Source organism: Glaciecola nitratireducens FR1064 (assembly GCF_000226565.1).
In the GTDB taxonomy this organism is placed as follows: domain Bacteria; phylum Pseudomonadota; class Gammaproteobacteria; order Enterobacterales; family Alteromonadaceae; genus Glaciecola; species Glaciecola nitratireducens.
This window is the reverse complement of sequence record NC_016041.1, coordinates 1,795,310-1,811,049: the sequence shown is the minus strand read 5'-3', so window position 1 is coordinate 1,811,049 and position 15,740 is coordinate 1,795,310. Positions and strand designations below refer to the sequence as shown.

Genomic DNA, 15,740 nt, shown 5'->3' with positions numbered 1-15,740 from the left:
TTAACTTATCAAACACTTTTAAAGCAAAGACCAAGGGAGCTGTAATTTGCCTGAATCAAACCGCAATGCTAAGTCTTCAAATTCAAAGCGAATAACCCTTGTTATTTTATGTTTGATATTAGTCGCAGTGATCACAATCGGGTTGACAAGAGCCGCTATCAAGACCACAGAGTCCAGCGTCAGAGCTGAATATGGAGCATCTTTAAATGCAGTAATGAATACGACAGAAGCAGCTCTTAGGTTTTGGACGGAACAACGAAAATCGGAATTGCTAAGGCTATCTGAAAACGAAATTGTTCAATCTATTACTTTAAATTTAAAGGAAGCATTTGAGAACCAAGAAGCTAGAAACCTAGCGGCCTACAGAGAGTCGACTGCGGTTTATCTAAACTCGTTAGATGCATTGCAAACAAAAACTGAATATCACCTTATCTCAACCGAAGGTAAATATCTTTATTCTAGCCGACCACTTTTCAACTCTCAAGAAAGTGCAATAGCTAGGACTTCCCCTCGTTTATTTCAGGATGCTCTGCAAGGAAAAGCAGCTTTTATTCCGCCTATGAAAATTAAAACGGGACCAAGTACATTTGAAACCTTTGTTTTTTTATTGCTCCCATTGTATTCGAAGAAAAAGTTATTGGTGTCATTGCGTCATCGCATAACCCCGAGGATAAAATCTCGCAAATAATGTCATTAGGTCGGATTGGAGAGTCTGGTGAGTCCTATATTATAAACGAACAAGGCCTGCTGGTATCCCTTTCAAGATTCAAAGAAACCTTAATCAATCTTGACAAAATAGCCGGCAGTGAATCTGAAATTCTCGCTGTTCAATTGACGGTGCCAAGTAAAGATGCTCCGGCAAACACTCAACTGACTGAAATGGCCAAAAGCATCACGCAATTTGAGTCAAGTCAAAATTTAGGCGGCTATGTTGGCTATCGGGGTGCTCAAGTTATAGGTACTTGGAAATGGTTGCCGGAATTACATTTAGGTATTGCAACGGAGATTAGCTTTGCTGAAGCAAATTTACCGTTTGAAAAAGCAAAGAACACAATAATTGCGCTTGTAGCCGTTAATATTGGCATTGCCCTATCTACTTCTATTGTCTTTTTTGTCATGTCGAATACGACAAATAGAAAGCTAAGAAAATCTGCCAGTATTTTGGAAGAAACTGTCGACAGCCGAACGCACGAATTGTTAAAGATAGCAAAGGAACTCGAGAGCCAAAAAATGACCTTGCAGAGTATTCTGGACAACATTCCTGATCCTATATTTTGTAAAGATAGTGATGGAAGGTACGTCCAAATAAACAAGTCGTTCGCTAAGTTAACTGGCTACTCACAAGCTTTCATTGTAGATAAGACCGACTATGAATTATACGATAAGGATGAAGCAGAGTTTTTTACTAAGGATGATGAAAAGCTCTTATCGAGCGGATTAGCCCATATTGTGGAACGTAACACTATCGATGTTACGGGCAAAGAACTGTTGTTCGAAACTCGAAAAACATTAATCCATTATGCTGGTGAAGACAAAGCTGGAATTTTGGGTATCAGTCGAGATATCACTGATAGAAAGCGATATGAAGGTGCAATGCTCAACGCTACAAAAGCAGCGCAAGAAGCAAGTAACGCAAAAAGTGAATTTCTTGCTCGGATGTCGCATGAAATACGCACCCCTATGAACGGCGTCTTAGGTATGATTGATTTGCTGCTCGACACACGACTGACAAGCGATCAAACTCATAAGCTTAAAGTCGCGAAAAACAGTGCCTCTAGTTTGTTGACCATCATAAACGATATTTTAGATTTTTCGCGGGTTGAAGCTGGAAGGATGGAAATTGAATCGCTCGACTTTAACCTCCCTCAACAAATCGAAAATGTTGCGCAAACATTAGCAATACGAAGTGATGCCAAGGGGATAGAGTTAATTGTAGATGTCTCAGACATTCAGCAAAAGATGGTTGTTGGTGATGCTGTTAGATTACGCCAAGTTCTTACTAATCTTATCAGCAATGCAATTAAGTTTACTGAAGTTGGTCAAATTGTGGTTAGGGCTAAAACAATTAACCAAGGTGACACAACACGACTTGAGTGCAGTGTTGAAGATACTGGGATTGGTATACCCGATAGCAAACTTGAGCATTTATTCGAGTCCTTTATGCAAGTCGACACATCTACCACGCGAGTATATGGTGGTTCAGGATTGGGACTAGCAATTTGTGAGCGACTGATTGAATTAATGGGAGGAAGAATACAGGTATCCTCAAGCATCAATAAAGGCACCATATTCAGCTTCGATATCAACTTGAAAACCAGTTTACTAGAGGACAAGCCTCAAGCGAGATCGAATATCGTCGATTGGCAAATACTGGTTGTTGATGACAACGAAACGAATCGAGAAATATTAGCAAGCCAGTTAGAGAATTGGGGCGTTAAACCGATCCTAGCTATAGACGCTTTTGACGCGCTAGACAAACTCAACTCCGCGCCACTTGAACTCGATTTAATAATTACTGACATGAACATGCCAAATAAGGATGGTCTATCGCTCGTAGCAGACATAAAAATGATTGACCGCTACAAAGACATAAAAATACTGATGCTCAGTTCAATGTCATTTCAAATGTCGGTTGCAGAATTTGGTTCATTGGGACTAGACTCTTGTTTAATGAAACCAGTTGGCTCCTCAGAACTATTTAATACGATAGCACTAATGTCAGGTGATGAGAGCACTGCAAGCAACAATATAAAAGCAGTAAACGCTAACAACCAACTGCCAGAAATTGTAAAGTGGCCCAGCTACCATAAAGTCCTTATTGTAGAAGATAATTCAGTTAATCAGCTCGTGGCTGAAGGGCTATTGAAGAAGTTTGGGCTACAGTATGGCGTTGCTATTGACGGCAGTATTGCTATACAAACCCTGATACAAAGCGAACTTGATCAACCCTACACATTGATTTTGATGGATTGCCAAATGCCCGTATTAGACGGATACAAGGCCACTGCAAAAATTCGTCAAGGGGATGCTGGTGAACGCTATAAAAATATTCCGATTATTGCTATGACAGCCAACGCAATGAAAGGCGACAGAGAAAAGTGTTTGCAGAGCGGTATGAACGACTATGTTCCAAAACCTATTGATGTTGGCGTATTGCAAAAAGCATTAGTGAGCGGATTTAGTTTAACTCCCAAACCACTGCTTAATTTTCATATGCTCGGCAGCGTAGATAAAAATATGATTACTGACTCACAAATTATCATTCCAAATAATTTGTTAACGATGGATTGGGAGTCTGCTCCCCCTATCCTTATTAATCAACCAACTATTTATCTTAAAAGTTTAGCTTTATTTAAAAAGCAGCATGGCGACACATCATTTGTCTTCCCAACTAACCGAGTCGATATGGATTTGTTGCGAGATAAGTTACACACAATCAAAGGGAGCTCAGGCAATGTTGGTCTAATAAAGCTCTATCGATTAGCAATTGTGCTTGAAGAAAAGATTAGTGAAAACAAATTAATCTCTTCCGATTTAAAGCGCTTTAACCTTTTGCTTGGTGATGCCATTTCCGACATTGATAATGTGCTAGAAATAAATAAAAAAGACAATTTTGAATCAGATACGAAACGCCTTGTTAAAGACATTTTAAACGAAATTATGCCTTTGGTTTCACGAAGCGAACTAGTACCTTTTGAACTAGTAGATGAGCTTGCCGATATTGCAAAAGATCACGATGACGACCTTATCCTTCATGTTATAGTGAATGCTTTGGAAGAGTTTGATTATGAAAAGACAAAGAAGTTAATCGAAGGGACTTTATGATTAATAAAAATGCGACATTCAGAATACTAGCGGTAGATGATGACCCAACAACTATCAATGTGATCATCAGTCACTTAAAACCGTTAAATGCACAAATGTTAATAGCTACTTCAGGGCTAGCGGCCTTAGAAATTGTCAATAGCACCCCTCCAGATCTCATTATACTTGATATCAATATGCCAAATATGACCGGTATAGAGGTTTGTCGACGCATTAAAGAAGACCCTAAAAACAAACATATTCCGATACTCTTTTTAACTGGTAGCGAAAACGACAGCAGCGAGGCATTTGCCGCCGGGGGTGTTGACTATATTGTGAAACCAGTCCGCTCAGAAGAGTTAGTCGCACGAGTCAATACGCATTTAACACTCAGCAATCTGGTAGAATCGTTAGATAGAGCGAACGCAATGTTAGAGAGTGCCAACGAAAGCCTTGAAATTAAGATTAATGAAAGAACAAAAGAGTTAGTGGCAGCCAACGCGAGGTTGCGCCGAGAAGTAGATGAACGTAGACGGCTTCAAGATAAGATTACCTATTTATCTAACCATGACTTTGTAACACGCATGTTTAACAGAACATCAATGGAACTAGAGTTAAAGAATGTTCTCGAATTATCAGTTCCCCGCAACACTCATTACTATTTTCTGTTTATCGATTTAGACCAATTTAAAGTTATCAACGATACCTGCGGTCATATTGCAGGTGATGAGTTATTAAGACAAATGGCAGACCTCTTGCGAAGCTTATTTTCATCAGATGATATCATTGCTCGATTAGGCGGTGACGAATTCGCGGTGCTTTTCTCTCTTGATTCGCTTGACCATGCAATTAGAAGAACCGCTACGATCAAAGACGCCATTGAAAGTTATCGTTTTGAGTGGGGAGAAGAAGCGTATAAGCATACCCTAAGTGCAGCGCTTGTCGAGATTGATGAAAGTATCGATTCTGTGTCACATTTGATGAGTATTGCAGAACGAACCTGTTTTGAAAGCAAAAGAAAAGGCGGTAGTGAAGTGTCCGTGTACAACTTCACGAAACAACACATCGATAAAACACATCAGCAAATGCGTATTATTCCGTTGATTCATCAAGCCTTAGAGAAAGATCTTTTCACTCTGTATTATCAAGAAATAACACCAATAAATGCAGAAAATGGCAAGAAAATTGAGGTACTCATTAGATTGATGGGGAGTGATGGAAAAATTAAGCCTCCTGGCCAGTTCATTCCAGTAGCTGAGAAGTTTCATATTATTACCGAAATAGACAAATGGGTTTTGCGAAATGCTTTTAGTGCACTCGCTAAAATGCCAACTAACGTCGAAATGTCTATTAATCTATCTGGTGACTTTATTGCTAAATCAAACGCCGACGCTGTGATAAAGACCTACGTCAGTGAATATAAGGTATCGCCTTCACAAATTTGCTTTGAAATTACGGAGACATCCGCTATTTCAAACTTAGAGAGTACACAAGCGCTAATTTCCTCATTGAAGCAGCTCGGTTTTAAGTTTGCACTAGACGATTTCGGCACAGGCACATCATCATACGAGTACTTGAAATTGCTAGCGGTCGACTATGTCAAAATCGATGGCATGTTTGTACGTGATGTCGATAAAGACGAAATAAGTCAGAAAATGGTGGAGTCGATTGCTGGGATAGCTCAAGCAAAAGGCATTAAAGTAGTCGCTGAATGTATTGAAACTGCTGAGTCTTTGGATATCTTAAGAAAGCTAAAAATAGATTATTACCAAGGCTATTATGCCCATATACCTGAAAGTTTAAGTAACTTTCGTCCTTAGTCTTGTTATCAATTTTCCTTGAGCCGAGACACCTAGTTTATGCTGTCCTCCTCGCTTGTCTTTGCTCGCGAGCGTCGTTCACAGAAAGCGGGCGTAATATTTCTCGTTATTGAAAGATAAGCTTACTAATCCAGGCTATGTATGGCATTTGTGTTTATCACAAACCATGCCAGAATCGCTATACATACATCCAACTGATTTATATAGCCAATACTTTAAAAACAAGGAAATAAAACAAAATTACACAATGGATTTTTGTCACTTTTGCCTTTGCCAAAAAAGACAATTCAACAATATATTCACTTAACAATGGCAGGGAATAAAGTGGGTTTTGGAATAGATATTGAACGGTTTATTGATTCTTGCCCAATAAGCATTGTTCAATAGTTTGTTGAGGTATTGGCAAAGGTGAATGTTTTATCACTCTACACTTGCGAGCATCAACCCTTTCTATTTCTCTTCAAGTCTATCGGTTTGATGCTCGACAATATATTGTCAGATTCTAAATGCTGTATAAAGTCTTCAGCAAGACGTTCTGACTGTTTTATCGTTTCAAGCCAGTACTTGATCCTTTGCTCAGCCTCCATGTCTTTAAAATCTTGCCTATCGGGTATTTTTGAATACGGAAGGCTAGCAACAAATTCTTGGCTTGGCACCAACATAACGACATTTTCGTAGCTACTTTCGTGGCACTGCCTACTGGGCACATTTTTATCGAACCACCCTGGCGTTGGCGTATTATAAAAATGAGGATAAAGCACCAGATCCGATTGTTGAAAAGCCAGGTCAAAATGATAATCAATAATGCCGCCATCACGATAAACTCCGGGCTTAGCATGAGGTATGTCTTTTATCCCTTCTAATACGATAGGTATTGAGCCCGAAGCCATTAATGACGGTACAAAATTATCCTTTTCCAACAAATAATAATCCGTTGGGAAATGATATGGGTCAACGAATAAATCTTGTTTTGGCTTAGATGAAAACACGGCTCGCGTAAATTGCCTTGAGATGGATTTCCTTTTTACCATGTTCCTTGCTGCGGCAACTGACAATCCTAATAGCTGTGACGCTTTTCTTTCAGAACCAACAAGACCGTGACAATGCTGAACGAAAAAATGCACATTCTTCTTAGTTGAGTTCAAGGCTTCAGTAATACCATTTTCACCAAGCATCCGGTACAAAAGGTCATATCCCTTTTCAGTAATTTCCTTGGCCTTAGGTTTTGCTGAATACACAGTTTGTGCGTAGTTAGTGGCGAGTCGTTCAATGGCGTCAGCCGGTTTGTCTTGAGCTAAGCAAGCGGCACGAAAGGCCCCTGCAGAACTTCCCATAATATCAATTGACGATGAACTCGAATCGAGAAACTCAGGAAAAATAACTTTATCTAAACCTGCTAGTACGAACCACTTCGGTCCTCCAGATGCACCTAAAAAGCCGCCAAATAGTCCGGCGTGAAACCCTTCTTCTTGAATTCTTTTGCGTGCAACGCTGCCCGCATAAATATTGAGTGAAGACATCTAGGCCCGATCATCCTTTTCAGTGTATACAATTTCGGTGTATAGTTTGCGTGAAAACAGCACGTAAATACAGTCCAATTAAGCTTTTTATTTCAGTTAATATATGTAATTTAACGATTAATAATCGATGTGCACGTTATATAGCCAATTAATATTTACTATTTAAAACATGGCGTTATACACTTAGGCATAAGTCGCACACAAGGTTATCCACAACTTTAGTGGATAAGAGAGAATACCATTGGGAAAACAAACACTTTCGGTTTTAGAGCCTACGTTTGCAATTCATTCATTGAGTGAAGAGCAGTCAATACCTCCATCGGTATTAAGTAGCGATTTCTATTTTATCGGCAAAACCCACGACGAATTGTCATTAGTGGTGAAACAAGATATCCAAATTGAAGCGATTGAGTCAGACTACGATTGGCGAGTGCTTGAGGTACTAGGCCCACTCAACCTCTCAATGGTTGGCATTATGGCTGAAATTGGCGCGGTTCTCGCCGCAGCCAAAATAAGCATATTTGTTGTCTCCACATTCGAAACAGATTACTTTTTGGTCAAATCAAATACATTATCAAAAGCCGTTGCGGCATTACAAAAAGCTCGCTACGACATAATCCAATAAGTAATTTTCGTTAATATTGGAACGTAATTAAATACAAGGATAAAAAAATTGACAAAGCTATACGGCATACCTAACTGTGACACCATCAAAAAAGCCAAGAAGTGGCTCGACTCGAACCAAATAGAATATCAATTTCATGATTACAGAAAAGATGGATTAGATGCCAAATGGCTCGCAGACACTGAAGCAAAGGTGGGTTGGGAAAATATGCTAAATAAGCGCGGAACAACTTTTCGAAAATTGCCGGAAGAGCAAAAAGATGCGATCAATAAACAAACCGCTCTGGCACTGATGCTTGAATATCCAGCCATGATAAAGCGACCTATTCTGGTCACTGAAGGTAACTATTATGTCGGATTTAGTGCGCAAAACTACAGCGAGGTCTTCGCATGATACGCGACGTTGTTCAGACAACCTTGGATCTGGTTTCGCGTCAATCAGTCACACCAGAAGATAGAGGCTGCCAAGTCTATATGGATGCTATTTTAGGACCTCTTGGTTTCAATAATGAATCTATGGTTTTCGACGATACTACCAATATGTGGTCACGCAAAGGCACCGACAAACCTGTTTTTTGCTTTGCAGGCCATACAGATGTCGTGCCAACAGGACCCGCTGAAAGATGGAAGTACCCTCCTTTTGAACCCACTATTGCAGATGGATTTATATATGGCCGTGGCACCGCAGACATGAAAGGAAGTTTAGCGGCAATGCTATGCGCTACCGAACGCTTTGTAAAAGATTATCCGAATCATAAAGGCTCTATTGCATATCTAATTACTAGTGATGAAGAAGGCCCATTCATAAATGGTACGACAAGGGTCATTGACACTTTAGAAGCACGCAATGAAAAGATTGACTACTGTATCGTTGGTGAACCTTCAAGCACAGTCAACACCGGTGATGTAATTAAAAATGGTCGACGAGGTTCATTAACAGGTGACCTTATAGTGAAGGGCATTCAAGGACATGTAGCCTACCCTCATTTAGTGAAAAATCCTATACATGCCGTTGCGCCTGTATTAGCAGAATTAGCGTCAACGACATGGGATCAAGGTAACGCGTTTTTTCCACCAACTAGCTTTCAAGTATCAAATATACATGCTGGGACCGGTGCTGGAAATGTTGTCCCCGGAGCAGTTGAGGTTTGCTTTAACTTTCGATTTTCAACAGAAGTAACTGACCAGCAATTGATAGATAAGGTTATCGCAGTACTCGCAAAACACGATACCGAGTATGATATTGCTTGGACGTTTAATGGACAGCCATTTATCACTGAACGAGGCACACTCGTTGATGCCGTTGTCGAAAGCATAAAAGAAGTCACTGGCATAGATACAGAATTATCGACCGCTGGTGGCACTTCGGATGGACGATTTATTGCGCCTACCGGTGCTCAAGTTATCGAATTAGGGCCAGAAAACGCCACCATTCACAAAGTAGATGAGCGCGTTAATATTGAAAATATAAAAGCATTAGAGAACATTTATTACGCTACATTAGTGCGTGTTCTCGCATGATTTCAGCACAGCAAGTACTCGGTTTAAATGAAGAACATGTTGTTCAGGTTGATGATAAACACCAGCTACAGCCGGCAGTCAAAGATGCGTTTTTGGCAATGCAAGAAGCGGCAAGCCTTGAGGGTCATGATTTACAAATCGCGAGCAGTTATCGTAGTTTTGCGAAGCAAGCAAGTATTTGGGATCGTAAATGGAGCGGCGAACTAAAATTAAACTCACTTGATGGTCACGTTCTCGATACTGCGTCCTTAAACAATGTTCAGAAAATGCATGCAATTCTTCTCTGGTCAGCGCTTCCAGGGGGAAGTCGTCACCATTGGGGAACTGACTTTGATATTTACGACCGCACAAAAGTGGCTGCTTGCGGTGTACCTTTTGAACTTGTTACTGAAGAATATGAGGGTAACGGCCCATGTGCCGCGCTAGCGAGATGGGTAGAAATCAACGCGTCTAAGTTTGGCTTTCACCGACCTTATGCCAAATACGCCGGTGGAGTAGCGGCTGAACCTTGGCACCTATCCTTCTCTCCGATAGCGGAGCAGATCATTAGCTCATTTTCTGTTGATTTATTGCGAGAGCAATTAATTGAATCAGGTATTTTGGGTTTGGATACTGTATTGTTGCACCTCAATTCGTTATTTGAACGTTACACCTTAAATCGAGGAAAAAAATGAGCACTTGGATTGTTGTTACTATTATCGTGATTGTATTAGCTTTTATCATCAGCACCATAACAGCACTGCTCAAATCTAAGCCGTTTCATTTTTCCGAAGAGTTTGAAGAGGCGCAAAGACAAAAATCGAACAATAAAGATGATGATGATAGTGCTGGTTTAATTTGAGTACTGTCTCATTTATCTAGTCTTACTTTCGAGCGCTCTTAAAAGCAGGGTTATTGATACCGACGTTCTTATTTAAGGGTATCCTTGCAAGAGCAATTCTTATTTAAATGCACCCTGGTCTTTTAGTAAATCATGAATTTTTTTAATTAGCATTAAACGGTCACTTTCCTGATAATTTACCATCGCTTGGCGCCCCCAAACCGGCGCAGGCCAGGCTACATCTGTTTTAAAACGGCAAATATGATGTACGTGCAGCTGAGAAACCACGTTCCCGATTGCTGCGACGTTCAGTTTGTCTGGAATAAAACCTTCTTTCAATGCTTTGCTGAGAAGTGCCGACTCCAACCACATCTGACGTTGCTGTAATTCACTCAGATCTATAATTTCTGTGACTGTGTTTATTTCAGGTACTAACACACACCAGATAAACTGACTGTCGTCGATCAATCTAACCTGAGAAAGTGGTAATTTACACACAAAATGGCTGTCATTTTGTAAACGTTTATCTAGTTCAAATTTCACAACGGACCACCGTTAATAGCGCTCGCTGACCAAGGGCGACGTTAGCATTTGGAAATACAATTGCTTCATCGTTTTCAAGAGCTCGATATTCTTTGTCACCATCTGTCGCCAACAAGGTTCCTTTTGGAAAGCCAGTAAAATTTGGGATGTTGTCCGCGAAATGTAGTTTAAAATCGTCAGTGTGTTTATCAATAACCTGTTTAACGTCAAACACATCTAGCGGGCATTCATCAAGAGGCGGCAAAATAGGTTCTTGGCGTGTAATAAGTTGCGTCAACATCTCGTTCACATTCCTAAAGCTAGCCATATTATTTTCACCAAAAGGCTTAACTTTTCCCAGCTCTACAGTGAAACCGTGGGTATTATAATTACGTGAAGTGTAGTAGCTAAAAGTTGATGTCGGCGATTGTGAAAGCAGGACCGTGTTCACGTCACACGCTGACAAAAAACGCAGCTGCTGTTTGCTATATTCGTGTCCGTGAAGAAAAGGGTAAACAACGAATTTCTCGTTTTTTGATTCTCTAATTGCTGTGTGCAAATCGTAGTGAATACGCTTGGAGTCAGAATGTGAAGACGGTGCTGCAGAGTCACTCTCGAAAAACCGATGTACTTCACGTTTTAGTTCTTGCGCTCGCACTTGCTCTTGGTTATCGATAGACACCGACGCGTTAAATAATCTGTTTAAATTTTCTTCAACAAAGCGCTCACCAATATTCATTGCCGGCAAGTTACCAAAAATGAACATAACACGGTGTTGAGTCTTAATTTTTTCTTGCAGCAAGTCTTCAACTAAGGCTTCGCAAATTTCTATGGGCGCAGTTTCATTTCCGTGAACACCTGACGAGAGCAAGATAGACTTTGCTGCATGCAACGACGCAGGCTCAAACGTAATGACGCCGGGACAGCAGGTTTCCACTGTCGTACCATTGCTTAATTGAAATCTTTGTTGAGCTTGTATGGTCTCAGGAGAGAATCTTGATTGTGCTAAAAAGCTTATTGGATTTGTTGACATGACTTCTTTTGCGAATTAGTAAAGACCACTAAATCATAACATTAACTTGCCGCGCTTCGCACCTTATCTGCCAATAACTGTTTAAAATTTCCGGTTTCACAAAGAGCTACAAAAGAATCAAATTTTACAGCTGGCGAAAACAAAAAGCCCTGCCCACTGAGTATATTAATGTCTTTTAAGATGTTTAATTGCTGAACCGTCTCTATACCTTCTGCAACCACTTCAGCATTTTTTGCATCACAGATGAGTTTAGTCGCTTTAACAATCGCTTTGTTGACAGGGTTTTCTTCAAGGTCCATAACAAAGGTTTTATCAATTTTTATTGCACTTAAATGTAAATCGCGTATGAACGATAAATTCGAATAACCTTTACCAAAATCATCCATAGATATCTTAACGCCCATGGCGCGAATTTCATCTAGCTGTCGCTTCACCATCAACGAATTTGATAATACGACATCTTCGGTTAACTCAAGCTCTATCATATTTGCTTGAATTTCATATTCTTGAAGTAAATCTGATAGAAGTCTTGGTAGCCCGCTGTCATACAACTGACTGGGTGATAAATTTATCGAGACGGTTATATTTATTCCTTTCTTATTTAGGCATCTTACTCGTTTAAAAGCATGTAATATTGTCCAATGCCCTAACTCGTTCATCATGTTATATGATTCTGCCGCCTCAATAAGCGTACCTGGAAACAATACACCGTCTAGTGGGTGATTCCATCTAAGTAAGCATTCAGCGCCAATTATCTCTGTGGTGACCAAGTTCACTTTTGGTTGAAAGTACAGTTCTAACTCATCATTTTTCATTGCACGCGTTAAGTCCGCCTTCAATGCTAGGCCTCTGCCTGTTACTGAGTTTTCGTTATCGTTTACGAAACTGCAGTTTTGATGCTGGTTATTTTTAGCTTGTTTTAGCGCGGCTTCGGCAAGAGAAATTATCTTTGTCGCTGTCACACTTCTTCGTGTTCGACTCGCAATACCCACATTGAAGTCAGCTATAAAGGCGGTGTCATTTGTATAAAGTGGCGTTTTAAAATGTTCAACGAGGCACTGGAACTTTGCCTGCATTTCCGACTCTGTTAAGCGACCTTCAAATACTAGGCCAAAAATATCTCCGCTGATCCGCCCGAGGATGAGGTCCTCGCCGAATATAATGTGAATACGATTCACTATCTGCAGTAAAATATCGTCGCCGGCCTTGTAATCAAAAGCTGATGAAACGTCAGAAAAACGCATAACGTCCACTAACATTAAGGAAAAATATGGGTGTGACGATCCTACAACTTCGATCATATCGATGAAGAGGTGCCGGTTTGGAAGCGTTGATAGACTTTGGTGCTTATGAGCCATATAAAAAGGTGCGCCGAAAAAATTGAAGAAATAGGCTAACGTAATCACATAAGTTGCTTATCATACAGTTATCGACTGTGTTTATGAAATCTTTAATAAAAAAAGCCAACACAAGGTTGGCTTTGAAAAGGTAAAAGCGAACTTTACCGATTAATTAACTTCACAAGGCGTTAATTTCCAGATCCGTTCAACGTAATCGGCAATCGATCTATCTGAGGTAAATTTACCCATTTTAGCCGTATTTAAAATAGCCATTTTAGCCCATCTTGGTTTATCTCTATACGCTGAATCTAGTGCTTTGTTGGCCTCACTATAAGATTCAAAGTCAGCTAAACACATATAGGGATCGCCACCCGATAACATACTATTTTTTAATGATGAGAGCGCGCCGGGCTGACCTGGCGTAAAGTAGTCGCTGTCTAACCAATCTAATACCGCTTTTAATTCCTTATTTTGATAATAGATATCATACGGGTTGTAACCTTTAGTTGACAGTTTAGTCACTTCGTCCACGGTCATGCCAAAGATAAATATATTGTCATCCCCTACTTCTTCGGCAATTTCTATATTAGCACCGTCTAGTGTACCAATGGTGACAGCTCCGTTAAGTGCCAATTTCATATTGCCTGTACCGGAAGCTTCCTTTCCCGCAGTTGAGATTTGCTGAGATACGTCCGCCGCGGGTATCATTTTCTCCGCAAGTGAGACGCGATAATTGGGTAAAAACACAACCTTAATTTTATGGTTCACTCGAGGATCGTTATTTATTTTATCCGCCACTTTATTTATTGCAAAAATGATATCTTTCGCCAATGTATAACCGGGCGCAGCTTTAGCACCGAAGATGAAAACCCGAGGATGCATATCGTAATCAGGATTTTCTAATAGTCGTCGATACAACGCCATGATGTGCAATAAGTTCAAATGCTGGCGCTTATACTCGTGTAAACGTTTAATTTGAATATCGAAAATTGCTTTGGTGTCGACACTAATCCCTGTTTGGTGTTTTATTTCAGCTGCTAACGCCTCTTTATTTTTCTGCTTCACCTTCATAAACTGATTCTGAAAGGTTTTATTGTCAGCAAATTCGGACAACTTGTCTAAACGCGGTAGATCAGATGGCCAATCATCGCCAATTTTCTTGCCTATAAGTTCAGACAATAATGGATTACACGCCTTTAACCAGCGACGAGGAGTTATGCCATTAGTAACGTTGGTCAACTTACCCGGCCATAGTTCTTCAAATTCAGGGAACAAGTTTTCTTTAACTAATTTTGAATGAATTTCTGCAACACCATTTACGGCAAATGATCCTATAACAGACAGGTTACCCATTCGCACCATCTTCTCAGTGCTTTCTTCGATAATAGAAAGCTTCGCCTTCATTACATTATCGCCCGGCCACTTTTTCTCAACTAAGGTTAAGAAACGATGGTTGATCTCGTAGATAATTTCGATGTGTCTTGGCAAGATTTTTTCAATCATTCTCACTGGCCATCTTTCTAGTGCTTCTGGCAATAAGGTATGATTTGTATAGGCGAATGTTTTGCTACAAATGCCCCAAGCGGTATCCCAATCAAGTTCAGCTCGATCGACTAATATTCGCATTAACTCGGGAATAGCAATTGCTGGGTGAGTGTCATTAAGTTGAATGACTACTTGTTCAGAGAAACGACTCCAATCGTCACCGTGAGCGCGCTTGTAACGACGAATAATATCTTTAAGTGAACACGCACAAAAAAAGTATTGCTGAATTAGACGAAGCTCTTTACCCGCTTCTGTCTCATCATTTGGATACAACACTTTCGAAATTGTTTCAGCCTGAATATTTTCACGCTGTGCGTCAACGTAACCACCTGAATTAAAAACATCCCAGTTAAAATAATCTGACGATTCACTTTGCCACAAACGCAGCACATTCACCGTTTTTGCACCGTAACCTACAATAGGAATGTCCCAAGGAACGCCCTTGACGATATTGCCCGGGTGCCACTCTTTTTGAACACGACCGTTTTCACCGTACTTGGTTTCAACGTAACCAAACAGTGGAACCTCTTGTATTGATTCAGGACGGCAAATTTCCCATGGGTTGCCGTAGTCTCTCCAGCTGTCAGGTCTTTCAATTTGCGCACCGTTTTTAATTTCTTGGCGAAATAAACCGTGTTCATAGTGAATACCGTATCCAATGGCAGGCAATTCCATTGTGGCTAGCGAGTCAATGAAGCAGGCAGCTAGTCGACCTAATCCACCGTTACCCAAAGCCATATCTGGCTCTTCTTCAAGTACATCCGCTAGTTCAACTCCCAGCTCCTTCAATGCTGCGTCTGCAGTTTCGAATAAATTGAAGTTATGCATATTGTTAGAAAGCAGGCGGCCCATCAAAAACTCAGCAGAGAAATAATGAACAGCGCGCGTATCATTCATATAGTGTGTTTTTTGGGTTGTACGAAGACGTTCTAGAACGAGTTCTTGCATAGCGGCACTAGTAGCTTTCCACCATGCGTGATTATCAGCTTTATTTTCATCGGTTCCCAGTGTGGAATGCAAATGCCTAACGATAGCCTGTTTAATGTCAGCTTTAGAATAGGAAGCTTCAGACGTATTTATCGTCTGTGCTTTCACTGACTTTCTCGGTGTAGCTTTACTAGAAGAACCTGTGGCTTTATTGGAAGATGCCATGATTTTATCTCTCTTTATGAAAATACCAGCCTGTAACTT

General features: G+C 40.4%; 13 protein-coding genes. 8 read left to right on the top strand and 5 right to left on the bottom strand.

The window, feature by feature from the left end; translation table 11 throughout:
* Positions 1-46: 46 nt before the first annotated feature.
* Genes GNIT_RS07800 through GNIT_RS07790 form a run of 3 tightly spaced genes read left to right on the top strand, consistent with a single transcriptional unit; the run spans position 47 to position 5,624 of the window.
* Complete coding sequence (locus GNIT_RS07800) at positions 47-688, top strand: cache domain-containing protein (protein WP_014108633.1); 642 nt, start codon at positions 47-49, stop codon at positions 686-688.
* Entirely contained in the window at positions 688-3,825 is a 3,138-nt protein-coding gene (locus tag GNIT_RS17685; protein WP_014108632.1) for a response regulator, read from the top strand. The genes GNIT_RS07800 and GNIT_RS17685 overlap by 1 nt, the downstream gene beginning before the upstream one ends.
* The gene (locus GNIT_RS07790; protein WP_014108631.1) at positions 3,822-5,624 is read left to right on the top strand and encodes a two-component system response regulator; all 1,803 of its coding nucleotides are present in this window, start codon (positions 3,822-3,824) and stop codon (positions 5,622-5,624) included. Before GNIT_RS17685 ends, GNIT_RS07790 begins: the two co-directional genes overlap by 4 nt.
* Before the next feature lie 440 nt (positions 5,625-6,064).
* Here the strand turns inward: GNIT_RS07790 and GNIT_RS07785 are convergent, their stop codons facing one another.
* Entirely contained in the window at positions 6,065-7,144 is a 1,080-nt protein-coding gene (locus GNIT_RS07785) for a hypothetical protein (protein ID WP_014108629.1), read from the bottom strand.
* 241 nt (positions 7,145-7,385) lie between these two features.
* Here GNIT_RS07785 and GNIT_RS07780 point away from each other — a divergent pair, with 241 nt between their 5' ends.
* Genes GNIT_RS07780 through GNIT_RS17870 form a run of 5 tightly spaced genes read left to right on the top strand, consistent with a single transcriptional unit; the run spans position 7,386 to position 10,130 of the window.
* The gene (locus GNIT_RS07780; RefSeq protein WP_014108628.1) at positions 7,386-7,769 is read left to right on the top strand and encodes an ACT domain-containing protein; all 384 of its coding nucleotides are present in this window, start codon (positions 7,386-7,388) and stop codon (positions 7,767-7,769) included.
* A gap of 48 nt (positions 7,770-7,817) precedes the next feature.
* Entirely contained in the window at positions 7,818-8,162 is a 345-nt protein-coding gene (locus GNIT_RS07775) for an ArsC family reductase (RefSeq protein WP_014108627.1), read from the top strand.
* A complete protein-coding gene (gene dapE, locus GNIT_RS07770) occupies positions 8,159-9,289 on the top strand; it encodes a succinyl-diaminopimelate desuccinylase (protein ID WP_014108626.1) in 1,131 nt (376 codons plus the stop codon). The genes GNIT_RS07775 and dapE overlap by 4 nt, the downstream gene beginning before the upstream one ends.
* On the top strand, positions 9,286-9,963 hold the full coding sequence (locus GNIT_RS07765) for a M15 family metallopeptidase (RefSeq protein WP_014108625.1): 678 nt from the start codon (positions 9,286-9,288) through the stop codon (positions 9,961-9,963). Before dapE ends, GNIT_RS07765 begins: the two co-directional genes overlap by 4 nt.
* Positions 9,960-10,130 (top strand): DUF2897 family protein, encoded by a 171-nt coding sequence (locus GNIT_RS17870; protein ID WP_014108624.1) that lies wholly within the window; start codon positions 9,960-9,962, stop codon positions 10,128-10,130. Before GNIT_RS07765 ends, GNIT_RS17870 begins: the two co-directional genes overlap by 4 nt.
* A gap of 99 nt (positions 10,131-10,229) precedes the next feature.
* Here GNIT_RS17870 and GNIT_RS07760 read toward each other — a convergent pair whose 3' ends face one another.
* The 4 genes from GNIT_RS07760 to GNIT_RS07745 form a co-directional block, all read right to left on the bottom strand.
* Positions 10,230-10,652 carry an HIT domain-containing protein gene (locus GNIT_RS07760; protein ID WP_014108623.1) on the bottom strand — a complete coding sequence of 141 codons (423 nt, stop codon included), beginning with the start codon at positions 10,650-10,652 and terminating at the stop codon, positions 10,230-10,232.
* A complete protein-coding gene (astE, locus tag GNIT_RS07755) occupies positions 10,642-11,664 on the bottom strand; it encodes a succinylglutamate desuccinylase (protein ID WP_014108622.1) in 1,023 nt (340 codons plus the stop codon). Before astE ends, GNIT_RS07760 begins: the two co-directional genes overlap by 11 nt.
* Positions 11,665-11,705: 41 nt before the next feature.
* The gene (locus GNIT_RS07750) at positions 11,706-13,022 is read right to left on the bottom strand and encodes a putative bifunctional diguanylate cyclase/phosphodiesterase (RefSeq protein WP_041246740.1); all 1,317 of its coding nucleotides are present in this window, start codon (positions 13,020-13,022) and stop codon (positions 11,706-11,708) included.
* Between the two features lie 150 nt (positions 13,023-13,172).
* Positions 13,173-15,701, bottom strand: coding sequence for a glycogen/starch/alpha-glucan phosphorylase (locus GNIT_RS07745; protein WP_014108620.1), 2,529 nt, complete (start codon positions 15,699-15,701; stop codon positions 13,173-13,175).
* Positions 15,702-15,740: the final 39 nt, after the last annotated feature.

Coding starts and splice junctions, on each gene's coding strand:
- GNIT_RS17685 (WP_014108632.1), top strand. CDS start 688: ATGTCATTAGGTCGGATTGGAGAGTCTGGTGAGTCCTATATTATAAAC.
- GNIT_RS07790 (WP_014108631.1), top strand. CDS start 3,822: ATGATTAATAAAAATGCGACATTCAGAATACTAGCGGTAGATGATGAC.
- GNIT_RS07785 (WP_014108629.1), bottom strand. CDS start 7,144: ATGTCTTCACTCAATATTTATGCGGGCAGCGTTGCACGCAAAAGAATT.
- dapE (WP_014108626.1), top strand. CDS start 8,159: ATGATACGCGACGTTGTTCAGACAACCTTGGATCTGGTTTCGCGTCAA.
- GNIT_RS07765 (WP_014108625.1), top strand. CDS start 9,286: ATGATTTCAGCACAGCAAGTACTCGGTTTAAATGAAGAACATGTTGTT.
- GNIT_RS17870 (WP_014108624.1), top strand. CDS start 9,960: ATGAGCACTTGGATTGTTGTTACTATTATCGTGATTGTATTAGCTTTT.
- astE (WP_014108622.1), bottom strand. CDS start 11,664: ATGTCAACAAATCCAATAAGCTTTTTAGCACAATCAAGATTCTCTCCT.
- GNIT_RS07750 (WP_041246740.1), bottom strand. CDS start 13,022: ATGGCTCATAAGCACCAAAGTCTATCAACGCTTCCAAACCGGCACCTC.
- GNIT_RS07745 (WP_014108620.1), bottom strand. CDS start 15,701: ATGGCATCTTCCAATAAAGCCACAGGTTCTTCTAGTAAAGCTACACCG.